The sequence below is a fragment of the Streptomyces humi genome (assembly GCF_001005085.2).
In the GTDB taxonomy this organism is placed as follows: Bacteria; Actinomycetota; Actinomycetes; order Streptomycetales; family Streptomycetaceae; genus Streptomyces; species Streptomyces humi.
In genome coordinates, this window is the sequence record NZ_LBMU02000088.1 from 43,967 (window position 1) to 59,738 (window position 15,772).

A 15,772-nucleotide genomic window follows, 5' to 3' on the forward strand; every position below is an offset into this window, starting at 1 on the left:
GGACTTTCGAGTGGAGACGCCGATCCTGCGGGCACAAGAAATGAACGCGGTGGCGGGGCGTTGGTCCCTGCTCGCGGAGAGTCTCTACTCGCTGCCCAACTGGCTGCGCACGGCGGAGAGCCGGGAGGCCGGCGACCGCCACTACTCGGTCCTCGACGGTGAGTTCGCCCCGCGAGGCGGGCTCGTCGCCTACCACATGACCGAGGAAAGCTGGTTCTACAACAACCCCGTCACCCAGCTGGTCCGCCAGGACCCGGCCCTGCGGCCCTTCCTCAGCCCGGAGGAACAACGGTGGCTCTCCGATCACGCCGGGCGACTGGAGAAGGCCGCGGCCCGGCTCGCTCCGGCGCTGGTGTCCGTCCTGCCCAGCGGCTACCTCCCGGGGCTGCTCAGAGCCCCGGGGGCGGACGACGGCGTGGTCGGGGAACTGGTGGACGAACTGGAACACCTGTGCGCCGAGCAGGGCCTGGAGACCACAGCCGTGATGCACGTACCGGAACGGGACATGGCCCTGCGGCGGGTGCTGGAGCACCGGGGATACGTGTCGTACGCGTTCGTGGGCGACTGCGTTCTCCCCGTCTCGTGGCCGGACCTCGACGGCTACCTGGGCGGTCTGCGCAGTCCCAGACCGACACGTGTCCGCCGGGAGATACGGGGCTTCGAGGAGTCGGGCGCGACCCTGCGCGAAACCACCATCGACGACCTGGACGACAGACACGCACACCTGCACTGCGAGCACCTGCGGCGCTACGGCCACGACGTCCACGTCGCAGGATCCCGCACTCTGATCAGCTCCATCAAGGCCAACCCCACCGGCCGGGGCAGAGTGCTGGAGGCCTGGCGCGGGGACACCCTGGTCGGCTTCGTCGTCTTCTACGAAGCGAACCAGGTGTTCCATCCCAAGATGATCGGAGTCGGCCCCGACGAGCGAAGGGCCTTCACCTACTTCAATCTCTGCTACTACGGCCTGATCCGCATCGCCGCCGTTGAGGACGTGCACTCCATCGTCTACGGACCCGAGTCCTACGAGGCCAAGGCCTTCCGCGGGTGCGCGCTGGAGCGCCGGATCAGCTACCTCCGGGCACCGGAGGACCTGCACGACGTCGTCGCCGGTACGGCGGCCGCGATCGACGCCGCGGGCCGGCGCCGGCTCGACTCCTTCGCGTGGCAGACCTGAGCGGGGCCGGCCACTGCGGCGCGGACGGCGCTCCCGCACGCCATACGCCCGTCACCCACCGACGTTGCACCGTTCTGGAGGATCCATCTCATGCCTGAAACCGGTACTGTCCACCGCGCCGGCTCCGACACCGCGCCGACGTATCCCACCGTCCGCACCGGATGCCCGTTCGATCTGCCTCCGTTGGTGGGGGAGTTACGCGAGGAACGCCCCGTCGCCAGGGTCACGCTCTGGGACGGCAGTCGCCCCTGGCTGGTGACCCGCTACGCCGACGCGCGGCAGGCGCTGCGTGACCCCAGGCTGAGCGCGGATCTGCGCCGCCCCGGGTTCCCCTTCATCTCCCCGGTGCAGAAGCTCCAGCGGAACCAGGACCTGCCCGTGGGGTTCCTGCGCATGGACCCTCCCGAGCACACCAGGCAACGCCGCATGCTCATACCGGAGTTCATCGTCAAGCGCATGCAGCTGATGCGTCCCGAGGTCGACGCGTTGGTGGCGTCGCTGATCGACGACATGACGCGGTCCGGTACGACGGCGGACCTGGTCGGTGCCTTCGCGCTGCCGCTGCCGTCCCTCGTGATCTGCAAGTTGCTGGGGGTGCCGTACCGGGACCACGACTTCTTCCAGGAGCAGAGCCGTCTGATGCTCGACCAGACGGCGGGCGTCGACCGGGTCCTCGCCGCACGTGAGGAACTGCGGGACTACTTCGACCGGTTGGCCGTCCACAAGGCCGGCCGACCGGACGACGACCTGCTCAGCCGGCTGGTCGCGGACCAGGAGGCGCCGGGACACCTCACCCACGACGAGGTCGTCGGCATGGCCGCCGTCCTGCTGGTCGCCGGTCACGAGACCACCGCCAACATGATCGGCATCGGTGTGCTGAACCTGCTGGAGACCCCGGACCAGTGGGCGGCACTGTGCGAGGACCCCGGTCTGATTCCCGGGGCCGTGGAGGAACTGCTGCGGTATCAGACCATCATCCACACGGGCCTGCCGCGCGTGGCGACGGAGGACCTGGAGATCGGCGGTGTCACCGTCCGGGCCGGCGAGGGCGTCCTGATCCAGCTCGCGGCCGCCAACCGCGACGCGCGCGTCTTCGACGACCCCGAGCGGCTGGACGTCCGCCGCCCGCCGCGCCAGCACCTGGCATTCGGGTTCGGCGTCCACCAGTGCCTGGGACTCCCGCTGGCCCGCGTCGAGTTGCAGTCCGCCCTGACCGGCCTGGTGCGACGCCTGCCCGGACTGAAGAGCGTCAAGCCGCTGGAGGAACTGGAGTTCAGGCACCGCATGAACGTCTACGGACCGGTGGAGCTGCCCGTGACCTGGTAGGGCGCCGCCCACGGGCGGACACGCCCCGCGACCGACCGACGGCCTGGGCGGTTCGGATGCTCCGGAAAGGTTCCCGGATGGGTTCCCGGAAGGGTGGGTGCCCGTCGGCTGGTGGACACCTGGGCGCAACCTTCTGGTGTTCCCGCGTGTCCATGTAGCGTGCTGACGATACGCAGAACGTGGCGGACAGCGGCGGCCGCCGCTTTCGCGACCGCCGTCCTGGCGGTCGCGACCCCGGCCGCGCACGCCGCCGGAACGACACTCGTCCTGGACGCCCAGGAGAACTACTACCTCCCCACCGAGGGTGAGGGTCCGAACCTGGACCTCGGCATCACCGCCTCGGGCGGGGACGCCCATGACGTCTCGGTCACGGTCGACGCCTCGTCCCTCGCCGGGAAGGCGACGATGGAGGTCACGGGGGACTGCGTGAGCACCGGCGCCCTCAAGGTCAGGTGCGACATCGGCCCGCTGTCGGGCAGGGAGTCGATCGACCCGTTCTTCCTGAAGCCCACCGCGGCCGCCAAGGCGGGCGACACCGGTGCCGTCACCTACACCGCCACCGCCTCCGACGCGTCCACCGTGACCGCGAGGACGGACGTCCTGGTCGGCGGCCCGAAACTCGCCACCCGGCCCTACCCGGCACTGAAGGGCATCGCGCCCGGCACCGTCTTCGAGCGCACCCCGGCCTTCGCCGACACCGGCGCCGCCCCCGCCGACAAGGGCGTCATGCTGCTGGTGCAGGACTCCGAGGGCGTCTCCCTCGCCCGCGCTCACTCCAACTGCCATTACTCGAACGGGTCCGACGTCGGAGCCTGGTGCCGGTTCGACACCCCGGTCGCGCCGGGCTCGGCCTACGAGACGGACGCGCCGCTGCGCTACACCGCCGCAGCGGACACGATGTACGGCTACAACACCTACGTCGTGTGGCCGGTCGGCGGCAGCGCGCCCGACTCCTTCGACCCGTCCGACTTCCCCGAGACCGGCACCGGCGCCCCGCTCGGCCTCAAGTCCGTCGCCCCAGGCTCCGGGTTCACCGGCTCCGGGTACGGCACGTTCGCCACCACCCAGCACGCCGACTACCAGGCGCTCGGAGACACGGTCGAGGGCAAGGTCGGCGAGACCGTGAAAATCACCGTGGGCGTGCGCAACACCGGGCCGGGCCGGATGAACTTCCGGTGGATGGACGCCGACAACTCCGGCACCTTCGTGGTGACCCCGCCCGCCGGCACCACCATCACCGGCGCACCAGGCCCCGGCGAGCAGGGCGACCCCGGGCCGTTGTGGAACTGCACACCGCGGAAGGCCGGCGCGAAGAGCTACACCTGCGACATCAGCAGTACGGACTTCCGGCCGGGCGACTCCGTGACCCAGGAGTTCACGGTGCGGATCGACCGGGTCGTCCCCGGCGCCCGGGGCAGCGTGAAGGCGGCGGCGAACCCCGACTACCCCAACCGTGACGACGACACGGCGAACGACACCGCGGCGATCACGGTCAGCGCCACCGGCTCGGCGACGCCCAGCCCGTCGCCCAGTGCCTCCGCGTCCCCGTCGGCCACGGCCACCGCGGGCTCGTCCGGCTCCGGGGCGGGTACCGGAAACGGGACGACGACCGGAGGCGGGCTCGCCGCCACGGGCGCCGGCGGGGTCCTGCTGAAGGTGGGTACCGCCGCCCTCCTGGTGGCGGGCGGCACGCTGGCGTTCCTGACGGCACGGAGGTCGCGTCCGCGGAGCGGCCGCTGACGCCCGGACCGGCGTTCCGTCACCTCGCGAGCCGCGCTCCGTCCGCAGCCGCTGGGCGGGGCCGAGACGGCGGGCGCCGGTCCGGGCACAGTCCGGACCGGCGCCGACCGGAGCGAGGGTGGTCACGGTGCTGCTCGGTCACGCGGTGGCCCAGGCAACGTCGTTCACCGCGCCGATGCCGTTGCCGCTGCCGCTGCCGTTGCCGCTGCCGCTGCCGGCCGGCAGCGGTGGTTTGCTTGGGTGCGGTACTGGTGGGGGTGGTGGCTGTGCCACTGCCCCTCAGGGCGGCTGAAGTCCATGGGGAGGGGTGCGGCGTGGTGGAGTCGGTTCCGAGGCCGACGGCGGCGACGCCGGCCGAAGTGACGCGGGCGCGGTCCGAGACGGCGATGAGCCTTCCCTCGGCGCTGGTGACCCTGTGGAGGGTGAGGGACGGTCTGCTCACCGAGTCCGGGGTCGCGGTGTACTCGGCGAGGGACATCGGTGAACGCAACGCCACCTACGAGATCGCGCGGTACGCGCCGGGGTACGTGCTCGTCGGCGATGACAGCGGTGGCCGCGGGTTCCTCCTGCGCGCCGACGACCCCGACTCCGCCGTGTTCTCCTCCGGCCTGGGCGACCTGAACCCCGCGGACTTCGCCGTCGTGTCCCCGGACTTCGTGTCCTGGCTCGCGTCGCTCGGCCCCACGCCGTCCTGCTGACCGAGGGGTACTCACGGTGTTCGGCGCGTAGCAGCGGAGTGCCGTCCGGTCCTGTGTGGCAGGCGCGAGGCCGCCCGGGTAGTGCTCAACTCCGAGGTGGTACCTCGGTGTCCTGCTCGAAGAGCAGCCGTACGAAGTCGGTGACCGGCCCGACGATGTCGAGCTCCTGGTCGAGCACCCACTGCAATTGGAGTCCGTTGAGCACGGCCTGGAAGAGGACCGCGGCGCTCTCCGGGCTGACGCCCTCCCGGAGCCTGCCCCGAGACGTCTCGTCGGGAAATCCGCCGACGAACTGGGCGCGGCTGCGTTCGTAACGTTCGACGAAATACGTGTGCGCGGGGTGATCCGGCCGTGAGGCCGCCGCCGCGAGCTCGATCCACAGGCGCATCAGCTCCGGGGTGTGCTGATGCCGCCGCATGAGCTCAGCGAGGTAGGGCCCGAGCTGGTCGGGACTGTCGACCTCGTCCAGGCCCTGCCGCCACTCCTCGGAATCGCGGTCGGCGAGCACCTCGGCGAGGAGTTCGTCCTTGTTGTGGAAGTGATGGAGGAGCCCGGCGTGGGTGATGCCGGCCCGTTCCGCGATGTCGCGCAGGGAGGAGTTGGCGTACCCGCGCTCGGCGAAGCTGTCGCGTGCCGCCCGGACGATCTCCGCCTTGCGGGCCGGCGTCTTGGCGTAGGGTCCTCGCGATTTCGCCTGTCCCACGGTGTGTTCACTCTCCTCGACGAGGCCGGTCCGGGCGGGTGGAGCGCGTCGGTCCGACCTTAAAATCTACCACATGGTCCGGATTCGTGTCCGCTCGCTCCAGGGGCGCCGGGGACGGGCACCCGCACTCCCGTGCGGCAGCCGGAGGTGGGCAGGGGTACCGTCAACCCTCTTCGGCGTCACCCTCGTAGTGGTGCAGGAAGCGCTCCACGAACGCGAGCGCCTCCTCGTGCCGGGTCGTCATGCCCATCGTGTTCTCCATCATGATGATCCGGCCGAGGGCGTTCGTCAGCATGAGCAGTACGGCCGGCGACACCTCGGGCGGCAGTTCGACGCCCGTCTCCGCGAGTCGCCGGGTGAGTGCCGCCAGTTGTGCCTCGCGGTAGCGGTCGGCGAAGGCGGCGAGTTCGGCGCGGATCGCCTTGCGGTGGTTGGCCAGGGCGGCGAACTCCGTGGTCAGTGCGTTGCCCGGGTGGCTGGCGATCCGCCACAGGGTGTGCAGCGGCTGCGGGCCGTCCAGCAGGCGGACGACCCGCTCCATCTCGTGGTCGCCGCGCCGCCGCAGCATCGCCAGGAACAGATCGTCCAGCGTGCGGAAGTAGTACAGCACCAGCGCCGGCGCCACCCCGGCCTCGCGCGCCACCCTGCGGATGCCCACGGAGGCGTATCCCTCGTCCAGCATCAGCCGCTCGGCGACGTCGAGCAGGACCTGGCGCGTCTTGGAGTTCTCGGTGCCCATACGGCGAGGCGCAGTCATGCCGCTCATTGTCCTTGACGGCCGCCGGGAGCGCTGTTAAACAAGTGTTCAGCACTCGTGTTGAACACTCGTTCAGTGCACACGGAGGGCCCGGTCGATGGCTCGCTGTATGGGTACCAGGCGGTTCGCCGAGCACCTGGCCTCCGAACTCGCCGCACCCGCACCGGAGTCGCCCGCGCCGAAGACGGCCGCGGGCCCCGACGAATCCGTCACCACACCGCAACCCGTACGAGGAATCGAGGTAGTCATGCCCGGACGAGTCGAAGGCAAGGTCGCGTTCATCACCGGCGCCGCCCGCGGCCAGGGCCGCAGCCATGCCGTACGGCTGGCCGAGGAGGGCGCCGACATCATCGCCGTCGACGTGTGCAAGCAGCTTGACGGCGTCACCTTCCCCATGTCGACGCCCGAGGACCTGGAGGAGACCGTCGACCAGGTGCGGAAACTCGGCCGCCGTATCCACGCGGTGCAGGCGGACGTGCGCGACCACGACGCGCTCAAGGCGGCCGTGGACGACGGGGTGGCCGCGTTCGGCCGCCTGGACGTCGTCGTGGCCAACGCGGGTCTCGGCAGCGACGGCGCCACGCTCGACGTCATGCCCGAGAAGACCTGGCGCGACATGATCGACGTCAACCTGACCGGCGTATGGCTCTCCGCGAAGGTGTCCATCCCGCACATCGTCGCCGGCGGCCGGGGCGGTTCGATCATCCTGACCAGCTCGGTGGGCGGTCTCAAGGGTTATGCGAACATCGGCCACTACATCGCCGCCAAGCACGGCGTGGTGGGCCTGATGCGGACGCTGGCGGGGGAGCTGGGGCCGCACGGTATCCGCGTCAACACGGTGCACCCCACCCAGGTCAACACGCCGATGGTGATGCACGAGGGCACCTACCGGATGTTCCGCCCCGACCTGGAGAACCCCACCGCCGACGACTTCGCCGCGGTGTCCCAGGGCATGCACGTGCTGCCCACGCCCTGGGTGGAGGGGGTGGACATCAGCAACGCCGTCCTCTTCCTCGCCTCCGACGAGTCCCGCTACGTCACCGGTGTGACCCTGCCGATCGACGCGGGCGCCCTGCTCAAGTGACCCGCACAGCAGAGGAGTTGTGCTCATGACCCGCAATGGGACGATCTACTGGGACCCCTACGACCCCGCCCTCGCCGTCGACCCCTATCCCCTCTACGCGCGCCTTCGTGAGGAAGCGCCGCTCTACTACAACGAGCAGCACGACTTCTACGCCGTCAGCCGTCACTCCGACGTCCAGCACGGTCTCGCGGACTGGGGGACCTACTCCTCCGCCCGCAGTGACATCCTGGAGATCATCCAGGCGGACATCGCACTCCCGCCCGGCACCCTGATCTTCGAGGACCCGCCGGTCCACGACATCCACCGCCGCCTGCTGGCCCGGGTGTTCACGCCGCGCCGTATCTCCACACTGGAACCGCGGGTACGGGCCTTCTGCCGGCGGGCACTCGAACCGGTCACCGGAGCCGGGCGGTTCGACCTGGTCGAGGCCGTCGGCGCCGAGCTGCCGATGCGGGTGATCGGCATGCTGCTCGGCATACCGGAGGCCGACCAGCCCGCCATCCGCGACAGGACCGACGAGACGCTGGGCACCGAGGACGGCGGGAAGATCAACCATGAGGACATCCTCAGCACGGACGCCTTCAAGGACTACATCGAGTGGCGCAAGCGGCATCCCTCCGACGACCTCATGACCGAGCTGATGACGACCGAGTTCGAGGACGAGCACGGTGTCAGCCGCACCCTCACCGACGACGAGGTCCTGACCTACTGCTCGGTCGTCGCCGGCGCCGGCAACGAGACGACCGGACGGCTCATCGGCTGGTTCGGCGCCCTGATGGCCAGATACCCCGAAGCGCGCCGGGCGCTGGCGGCCGATCCGTCCCTCATCCCCAACGCCATCGAGGAGGTCCTGCGGTTCGAGCCGACCGGTCCGTTCACCGGCCGGTACGTGACCAAGGACGTCGAGCTGTACAACCGCACGGTGCCGGCCGGCAGCGCGATCCTGTTCATCCAGGCCGCCGCCAACCGGGATCCCCGGCGCTTCGACGACCCGGACCGCTTCGACATCCACCGGGTCACCCAGCACATGAGCTTCGGCGTCGGCGCCCACTACTGTCTGGGCGCGGCACTGGCCCGGCTGGAGGGCAGGATCGCGGCGGAGGAGATCCTGGAGCGGTTCCCCGGCTGGGACGTGGACTGGGACCACGCCGAGCTGGCCCAGACCTCGACCGTCCGCGGCTGGAAGACCCTGCCGCTCGTCATCGAAGGAGCTCGGTGATGACACAGCGCTGGAAGGTCGCGGTGGACAAGCGGGTGTGCGTCCGCACGGGACTGTGCGCGGCCTCCGCGCCCGAGGAGTTCGAACTCGACGAGGGCGGGCAGGGACACGCGAGGTCCGAGACTCTCCCGGCCTCCGAACTGGTGCTGGAAGTGGCCGAGTCCTGCCCGATCGAGGCGATCTCGGTACGCGACGCCGACACCGAGGAGCGGCTCTTTCCACCGGAGTCGTGAAACACGCGCCCGGGACGGCCTGCGGGACATCACACGTGTGCCGCCCCGTCCCGGTCCCGTCCGGCCGGCCTCTCCCGCCCGCTCGGTGCCGACCCGGGAGGGAAGACATGTGTCCCGCAAGCAGTCAGCCGTGCCCTGCACTCCTCCGGAGGGCTCGAAGCTGACCGCCCACGCGGACCGGGTTCCCGCCCCCTCGCCGGCACGGCCGAGGCGACGTGGGCCTCCGGGCCCGACCGGGTCCGACCGCGCCGACCCATTGTGCTTCGGCTGGGCCGTTCGTAAGCTTTCCACTTGGAAGGTATTGAAACGTTTCAGAACGCCTTCCGCTCACGAAAGGAACGACCCGTGGACGAGGGCAACAGAAGTGCGCTGAGCCGCCGGCACCTGATCGGCATCATGACGGCGGCGGCCGCGGGAGCCTCCCTCCCGCTCGCCGCCGCCCCGGATGTCCGGGCGTCCGGCGGACCCGCTTCCGCCCCGGCCGGTCTCCAGGTCAACTCCCGGACCGAGCCGCTGGGCACCGAGACCACGCCGACCTTCAGCTGGATCCCGCCGGTGGCCAGGCAGACCGCGTACGAGATCCGGGTCGGCAGCGCACCCGGCAGGGCGGACGTCTGGCGCAGCGGAAAGGTGGCGGGCACCGGCAGCACCGAGGTCCCGTACGGGGGCGGGGCGTTGCGGTCGGAGCAGGCGTACTTCTGGCGGGTGCGGGCCTGGGACGAGAAGGGCGCCCCCGGCCCCTGGAGCGAGCCCGCGAGCTGGGAGACCGGCCTGCTGAAGGGCGCGAAGGACTGGTCAGGCGCGCAGTGGATCGGCGGCCGGCAACCCCAGGACCACGACTGGCAGGACCTGACCGCCACCGTCGTCTTCCGCGGCGGCACGGACCCCGCGAGCGGCCTGTCCCTGCTGCTGCGTGCCGAACCCGTCGGCAAGACCTGGGGCGAGGGCCTGAACTGGACCGTCCACCAGAGCGGTGACGACATGCAGCTGGTCATGAGGACCAGCCACTACGCCGGCAACACCTGGGTGGACGACGGCACCTCCGAGCCCGACTGGGGCGTCGACTTCCACGACCCGCAGAGCGAGACCAACCCGACCACCGCGGGCACCCGCACGGTCCCCGTCGGCACGGTCACCCTCCCCGCCGCCACCGGGCTGACCAAGGACACCTGGGCCGCCCGCGACCACACGGTCACGGTCGGGATACGGGGTCTCACGGTCACCACCAGCGTCAACGGCGTCGAGGTCGACAGCCGCACCCTCACCGGCGACCAGATCCGCCGCCACGGCAGCTTCGGCTTCGCGGGCGGCACCGACGCCACCATCCGCAGCGCCAGGGTGACCGGCACCGGCGCCCCCGACTTCGCCGTCGACCTCACCACCGGCGCCAACCCGTTCGAGAGCGGCATCGCCACCCTCGCCGGCCTGACCTTCCCGCCCAGGAACCCCTACATCCCCGCCAAGAACGCGATCCTGCCCATCGCCAACCCCGCCCCCCTGCTGCGCCGCGCCTTCACCCTGCCCCGCGGCCGTCGCGTCGCCAAGGCACGCCTGCACCTGAGCGCCGCCGGCAACGTCACCTTCACCGTCAACGGTCACCCGATCACCGTCGACGGCAAGCCGGCGTCCGGCGACGGGACCAACGTGCCGCGGCTGCTCACCGACCAGAGCACCTACGACCGTACGGTCCTCTACGACACCTTCGACGTCACCGCGCTGGTCCGGACGGGCGGCGAGAACGTCGTCGCCGCCGAACTCGGCCGCGGCTGGTACGGGCTCACCACACCGCAGGAGTGGTACTGGCACCTCGCCCCCTACGCCGGCCCGCCCCGGGTGCGCGCGAAGCTGGTCGTGACCTGCACCGACGGTTCCACCACGACCCTCGTCACCGACGAGGACTGGCTCACCGTGGACGGACCCACGACCTTCGACTCGGTCTACTCGGGGGAGAAGTACGACGCCCGCCGGGCCGACGCGCTGGGGGAGTGGCGCTCGGTCGGCTACCACACCGGCCGTGACTGGCGCCGGGCCACCGTGCTGATCCCGCCGGGCAGTTGCTCCGGCCCGTCCCCCGAGTACCACGGCGCGCTGCCTGCCACGAGGATCCCCGCGGGCTTCAGAGCGGCCGTCCTGCGCGCCCACGAGGCGGATCCGGTGCTGGTCGACCAGACGCTGCGCCCGGTCGCCTTCACCGAGACGGCACCCGGATCAGGCATCTGGATCCTGGACTACGGCCAGATCGTGACCGGTCTCGTCCGCCTGTCCCTCACCGGGCTGCGCCCCGACAAGGAGGGCCTCACCCTCCGCCTCCGCGGCGGCAACCGCATCACCGGCGGCGACGGCACCACCGCCTCTCCCTTCTCCGTCGAGGAGGAGAACTTCCAGCACGACGCCGACCTCCAGACGCACTACTACACCGTCAGCCGGCGCCCGACCCAGACCTGGGAACAGCAGTTCAGCCACTTCGGCTTCCGCTACCTGGAGGTCATGAACCTGGAGGCCGTACTCGGACGCGCCCCCGATCCCGAGCGCGACGCGTCCGTCCTCACCGTCGGCGTCGCCCGCACCGGCTTCGCCCGCACCGGCACCTTCATCACGGACAACGCCCTCATCAACAGGATCCAGCGCAACCTGGAGTGGGCCGAGCGGAACAACCTCGTCCAGAAGCCCACCGACACCCCGTCCCGGGAGAAGAACGGCTGGACCGGCGACGCCATGGCCAGCTCCGAGTCCGAGTCCCTCACCTGGGACGTCAACGCCGTTCTCACCACCTACCTGCGGCACTTCCCCGACACCCAGATCTCCACCGGCCAGCTGCCCATGTTCGTCCCCATCGCCAAGGGCGGCTACGGCTACGATCACACCCCGGGCTGGAGCTCCGCCTGGAAGGCCGTCCCGGCCTGGGACTCGGCGTACTTCGTCATCCCGAGGGAGCTGTACCGGTACTACGGCAACAGCAGCCTGTTCGCCGAGCTCTACGACCACCAGGACGCCCTTCTCACGTACTACGAGACGCTGTTCACCGCAGAGAACGACTACCGGTTCGAGGCGTCGCTGGGCGCCTACTCGGGCGCCGAGGCGCCGGGCAGCAACGCCGTCATCAGCCTCGCTTTCTACATCCACTTCTGCGACTACATGGACGAGGTGGGACGCGGTCTCGGCCGTACCGGACGCGCCTCCCACTACGCGAAGTTGGCAGACACCCTGCGCAGGGCGTTCATCGCCGCCTACTGGGACGCCTCCCAGGGCAGCTTCACCCAGGGCAGCATCTCCAGCGAGAACGCCATGGCCATCGCCTTCGACCTGGTCCCCGGCTCCGACCTGGAGCATGACGATCCCCGCTACCTGGCCGGCACGAGGACACTCGCGGAGAACAGGCAGGCTCTCGCCACCCTGCTCGCCGACCGCATCACGGCCGCCGGCCGGCACATCCAGAACGACATGTACGGCTCGCGCTACGAGTTCAACATCCTCAGCGAGTACGGCTACACGGACGTCGCGTTGCGGGCCGTCACCCAGACCGGCGTCCCCGGCTACGTCCACCAGATCGCCAAGGGCGCGACCTCGCTGTGGGAACAGTGGACCGACCGGCTCTCGGTCGACCACCACTACCGCTCCAACGTGGCCACCTGGTTCTACCAGAGCCTGGCCGGCATCAAGCCGACCTCCATCGCCTACGAGACGCTGCGCATCCGGCCGTACATCCCCTCGGCCGCGGTCAACAGCCAGGTGCCGAAGAGCGTCGACGACACCGACCTGTCACCGGCGACCCTCGACCACGTCGGCGCCTCGATCGACACCGTGCGCGGCAAGGTCGCCTCCGAGTGGCGGCGCCGTACGGACGGCCGGATCGACCTCGCCGTGACCGTGCCCCACAACACGGAGGCCGAGATCTGGGTGCCCACCCAGGGCAAGCCCGTCACCGCCCCGGCGGGCGTGACCCTCGTCCGCGAGGACACCTCCGGCGGCGCCGCCTACCAGGTGTACCGGGCCCGAACGGGGACGTACCGCTTCAACGCGTGACGAACGGCCGGTCGGCGTTCGTCGGTGGCCGGGTCCCGGGGACGAGCCCGGCACCCGACGGAAGCGGCCCTCCCTCGTCGAGCTGTCGCAGGCGTCGCCGCTGCGCTCCGTAGCCCTTCCTTGGAGTTCGTGACCGGAGCGCTATGGGTGGGGGTGTTGTCGGGCGTCATGGCAACGGGTGTCACACGCGCTGAGCGGGGAGGAGCTCCCGGCGCCAGGTGCGAGGATGGAGGGCACAGTGCGTGGGGCGCGGGGTCTCTCGCTGTGGGCCGGAGGAAGGGGTCGTGGATGGAGCCGCCACCGGGCGACGCGGCGGTGTGTGCGCGGTCCGTGCGTCAGGGCCGACCGCGCGCGACCTCACGGGCAGAACTCGAACGACTGGGCTTCGAACTGTTCGCGGAGCGCGGCTTCGACCACACGACGGTCGACGACATCGCCGCTGCGGCGAACATCGGCCGACGCACCTTCTTCCGCTACTTCGCCTCCAAGAACGACCTCGTGTGGGGCGACTTCGAAGAACAACTGGCCAGGCTCGACGCCCTGCTGACGGCGGCCGACCCGGCGACGCCGATGATGGACGCGCTGCGCGAGGCGGTCGTCGAGTTCAACCGGTTCGACCCGGCGATGGTGCCCTGGCACCGGCAGCGCATGGCGCTCATCCTGGGCGTGCCGGCGCTTCAGGCGGACTCGGCCCTGCGGTACGCGTCGTGGCGGTCCCTCGTCACGGAATTCGCGGCACGCCGCCTGGGCCGCCCCGCGTTCGACCTGCTGCCCCGGCTGATCGGCAGCACTGTCCTGGCGGCCTGCGTCACCGCGTACGAGCAGTGGCTGGAAGACGAGGACGCGGACCTGGGCGAACTGCTGGACCTGTCCGTCCGGCAACTCACGTCCGGATACCGGGATCTCGCCGTTCGAGGGTAGCCGCGGCGCCGGAACCGACGGCCTGGAACCGGTCACGCCGGACCACGTCGTAGGGCGTCGGCGACGACTTCACCGATGAGGACGGCGGTGGCCGCCGGGCCCCGCAGCGGCGCCGTCGGCAGGATGGACGTGTCGGCGACGCGCAACCCGACGACACCGTGCACCGTCCCGTAGGCGTCGACGGCCGCCCGGGGATCGTCGGCGGAACCCATGGGGACCGTGCCGCAGGTGTGGTGGGACGTGCCGAGGTGCCCGAGGATCCACTCGTCGAGCAGCCGGTCGTCGCCCAGCACGTCCGCCACCGGCTCCATGAGCCCACCGGAAACCTCCCTGAAGTCAGGCGTACCGATCAACTCGGCGGTGACGCGCACCGCTTCGCGCATGCGCCGCCGGTCCGCCGCGGTCGACAGGTAGCCGTAGTCGAGGCTCGGAGCCACCCCCGGGCCGGCGGAACGCGTACGCATCCGGCCGGTCAGCCGCGGTGTCTGGACGGAGACGAGGAAGGCGAGGGGGGCGCCGGGGACGGATGCCCTCCCGGCCGTCAGCCCGGCCATCGGGACGAGGGACTGGAGGATCTCCAGATCGCCCGGGTGGACCCCGTCCGACGAGGAGAGGTGCAGAGCGCCGCCGAGCCACGAGGCGACGGGTGCGGGCATCGGTCGTCGGGGCGCCCACTCCAGCACCACCTGAGGATGGTCGCCGAACCGGGCTCCGACGGCCGGAGCGTCCTTGACGACCGGGACACCGAGGGCCTCCAGCCGGCGGCGCGGCCCGATCCCCGACAGCTGCAACAGGTGAGGGGAGCGCAACGCCCCGGCGCAGAGCACGACCTGGCCGCCGCGTACCGTCCTGCGGTGTCCGTGCCGCTCGACCGTCACGCCGGTCGCGCGTCCGCGCTCGACGACGACCCTGAGGACCGTACTGTCCCCTTCCACACGGAGGTTGGGTCGGCCGGTCGCACCCAGAAGATGGCTGATGCCCGTGTTGACGCGGACCCCGTCCACGACGTTGCACGGCACGGGGCCGAATCCCGGCACGCCCTGCGCGTTCTTGTCCGGTTCCTCGGGAAAACCCAGCCGCCGGGCGGCCGCCCGGAACGCGGTGGCGGCAGGATGGCCGAGTACGGTGCGGCGGACGCGCACCGGCCCGCGGTCGCCGTGCAGCGCGTCGGCGCCGTGGTCGAGGTCGGTCTCCAGAAGCCGGAGGAACGGCAGTACGCGGTCGTACGACCAGGCCGCGCCGCCCGCCTTCGACCAGCGGTCGAAGTCCTCCCGCCGCGCCCGCACGAAGTAGCCGCCGTTCACGGTGGTCGAGCCGCCGAGGACACGGCCCCGGACGACCGTGTACGGACGCCCCCGAGCGAGGTGGACGGCGTACGGTTCGACCGCCGGGTGCCCGGACTGCGCACCAGGCACCAGCCGGGCGTCCAGCAGCTCCGGTGGGAACGCCGACGGATGCCCCGGCACCGGACCGGCTTCCAGGACCAGCACGGAACGGCCGGGATCCTCGCTGAGGCGCGCCGCGAGCACGGCCCCGCTGCCGCCGGCCCCGACGACTATGACGTCGGGGTCCTTCACCTGTGCCCGCCCCCGCGTCGCCTGGCGACCCGGCGTCAAGTACCCATGAGGCGCTGTGATGTTCATCCGGGCCTCCTCGCAAGCTCCGTACCGTCCGGCGTCTTCACTTTCGGCACTCGGTGTCATTATTCTCCAGATGTCCGATGGGAGCGATGCCCAGGGAGAGTCGCATGAACGAGCTCCACGTCACCCCGCCCGTCACGGCGAGCGAGCCGCAGGACGAGCGACACCCGGCCGAGCAGCCGCTGATGGAGGCCGACGAACTGATCGAGGAGGTCTCGATCGACGGCATGTGCGGCGTTTACTGAGACGCC

13 protein-coding genes are annotated in these 15,772 nt (G+C 70.8%); 10 read left to right on the top strand and 3 right to left on the bottom strand.

Translation table 11 applies throughout. The annotated features are described in order from the left end of the window. Positions 1-10: 10 nt before the first annotated feature. From AAW13_RS34345 to AAW13_RS34360, 4 genes are all read left to right on the top strand, one after another. Positions 11-1,177, top strand: coding sequence for a GNAT family N-acetyltransferase (locus AAW13_RS34345; RefSeq protein WP_143145064.1), 1,167 nt, complete (start codon positions 11-13; stop codon positions 1,175-1,177). A 90-nt stretch (positions 1,178-1,267) separates the two neighbouring features. After that, positions 1,268-2,503: a cytochrome P450 gene (locus AAW13_RS34350; RefSeq protein WP_046731297.1), complete on the top strand. Its 1,236-nt coding sequence runs from the start codon at positions 1,268-1,270 to the stop codon at positions 2,501-2,503. Positions 2,504-2,662: 159 nt separating this feature from the next. Then, positions 2,663-4,243 carry a COG1361 family protein gene (locus tag AAW13_RS34355; protein WP_046731298.1) on the top strand — a complete coding sequence of 527 codons (1,581 nt, stop codon included), beginning with the start codon at positions 2,663-2,665 and terminating at the stop codon, positions 4,241-4,243. A 386-nt stretch (positions 4,244-4,629) separates the two neighbouring features. Beyond that, a complete protein-coding gene (locus tag AAW13_RS34360) occupies positions 4,630-4,941 on the top strand; it encodes a hypothetical protein (RefSeq protein ID WP_046731449.1) in 312 nt (103 codons plus the stop codon). Between the two features lie 85 nt (positions 4,942-5,026). Here the strand turns inward: AAW13_RS34360 and AAW13_RS34365 are convergent, their stop codons facing one another. Both AAW13_RS34365 and AAW13_RS34370 read right to left on the bottom strand, forming a co-directional pair. Then, positions 5,027-5,644 carry a TetR/AcrR family transcriptional regulator gene (locus tag AAW13_RS34365; RefSeq protein WP_046731299.1) on the bottom strand — a complete coding sequence of 206 codons (618 nt, stop codon included), beginning with the start codon at positions 5,642-5,644 and terminating at the stop codon, positions 5,027-5,029. A gap of 163 nt (positions 5,645-5,807) precedes the next feature. Beyond that, complete coding sequence (locus AAW13_RS34370) at positions 5,808-6,401, bottom strand: TetR/AcrR family transcriptional regulator (RefSeq protein WP_046731300.1); 594 nt, start codon at positions 6,399-6,401, stop codon at positions 5,808-5,810. A 247-nt stretch (positions 6,402-6,648) separates the two neighbouring features. Here AAW13_RS34370 and AAW13_RS34375 point away from each other — a divergent pair, with 247 nt between their 5' ends. The 5 genes from AAW13_RS34375 (at position 6,649) to mftR (ending at position 13,881) form a co-directional block, all read left to right on the top strand. After that, positions 6,649-7,485: a mycofactocin-coupled SDR family oxidoreductase gene (locus tag AAW13_RS34375; RefSeq protein WP_046731450.1), complete on the top strand. Its 837-nt coding sequence runs from the start codon at positions 6,649-6,651 to the stop codon at positions 7,483-7,485. Between the two features lie 25 nt (positions 7,486-7,510). Continuing rightward, a complete protein-coding gene (locus AAW13_RS34380; protein ID WP_046731301.1) occupies positions 7,511-8,704 on the top strand; it encodes a cytochrome P450 in 1,194 nt (397 codons plus the stop codon). Beyond that, the gene (locus tag AAW13_RS34385; RefSeq protein WP_046731302.1) at positions 8,704-8,937 is read left to right on the top strand and encodes a ferredoxin; all 234 of its coding nucleotides are present in this window, start codon (positions 8,704-8,706) and stop codon (positions 8,935-8,937) included. Before AAW13_RS34380 ends, AAW13_RS34385 begins: the two co-directional genes overlap by 1 nt. 345 nt (positions 8,938-9,282) lie before the next feature. Beyond that, positions 9,283-12,960 (top strand): family 78 glycoside hydrolase catalytic domain, encoded by a 3,678-nt coding sequence (locus AAW13_RS34390; protein ID WP_240528812.1) that lies wholly within the window; start codon positions 9,283-9,285, stop codon positions 12,958-12,960. A 288-nt stretch (positions 12,961-13,248) separates the two neighbouring features. Continuing rightward, entirely contained in the window at positions 13,249-13,881 is a 633-nt protein-coding gene (gene mftR, locus AAW13_RS34395) for a mycofactocin system transcriptional regulator (protein ID WP_046731303.1), read from the top strand. 32 nt (positions 13,882-13,913) lie between these two features. Here mftR and mftG read toward each other — a convergent pair whose 3' ends face one another. Next, the gene (gene mftG, locus AAW13_RS34400) at positions 13,914-15,458 is read right to left on the bottom strand and encodes a mycofactocin dehydrogenase MftG (RefSeq protein ID WP_071659777.1); all 1,545 of its coding nucleotides are present in this window, start codon (positions 15,456-15,458) and stop codon (positions 13,914-13,916) included. A gap of 170 nt (positions 15,459-15,628) precedes the next feature. Between mftG and mftA the strand changes: the two genes are divergently transcribed. Then, the gene (gene mftA / locus AAW13_RS34405) at positions 15,629-15,766 is read left to right on the top strand and encodes a mycofactocin precursor MftA (RefSeq protein ID WP_046731305.1); all 138 of its coding nucleotides are present in this window, start codon (positions 15,629-15,631) and stop codon (positions 15,764-15,766) included. Positions 15,767-15,772: the final 6 nt, after the last annotated feature.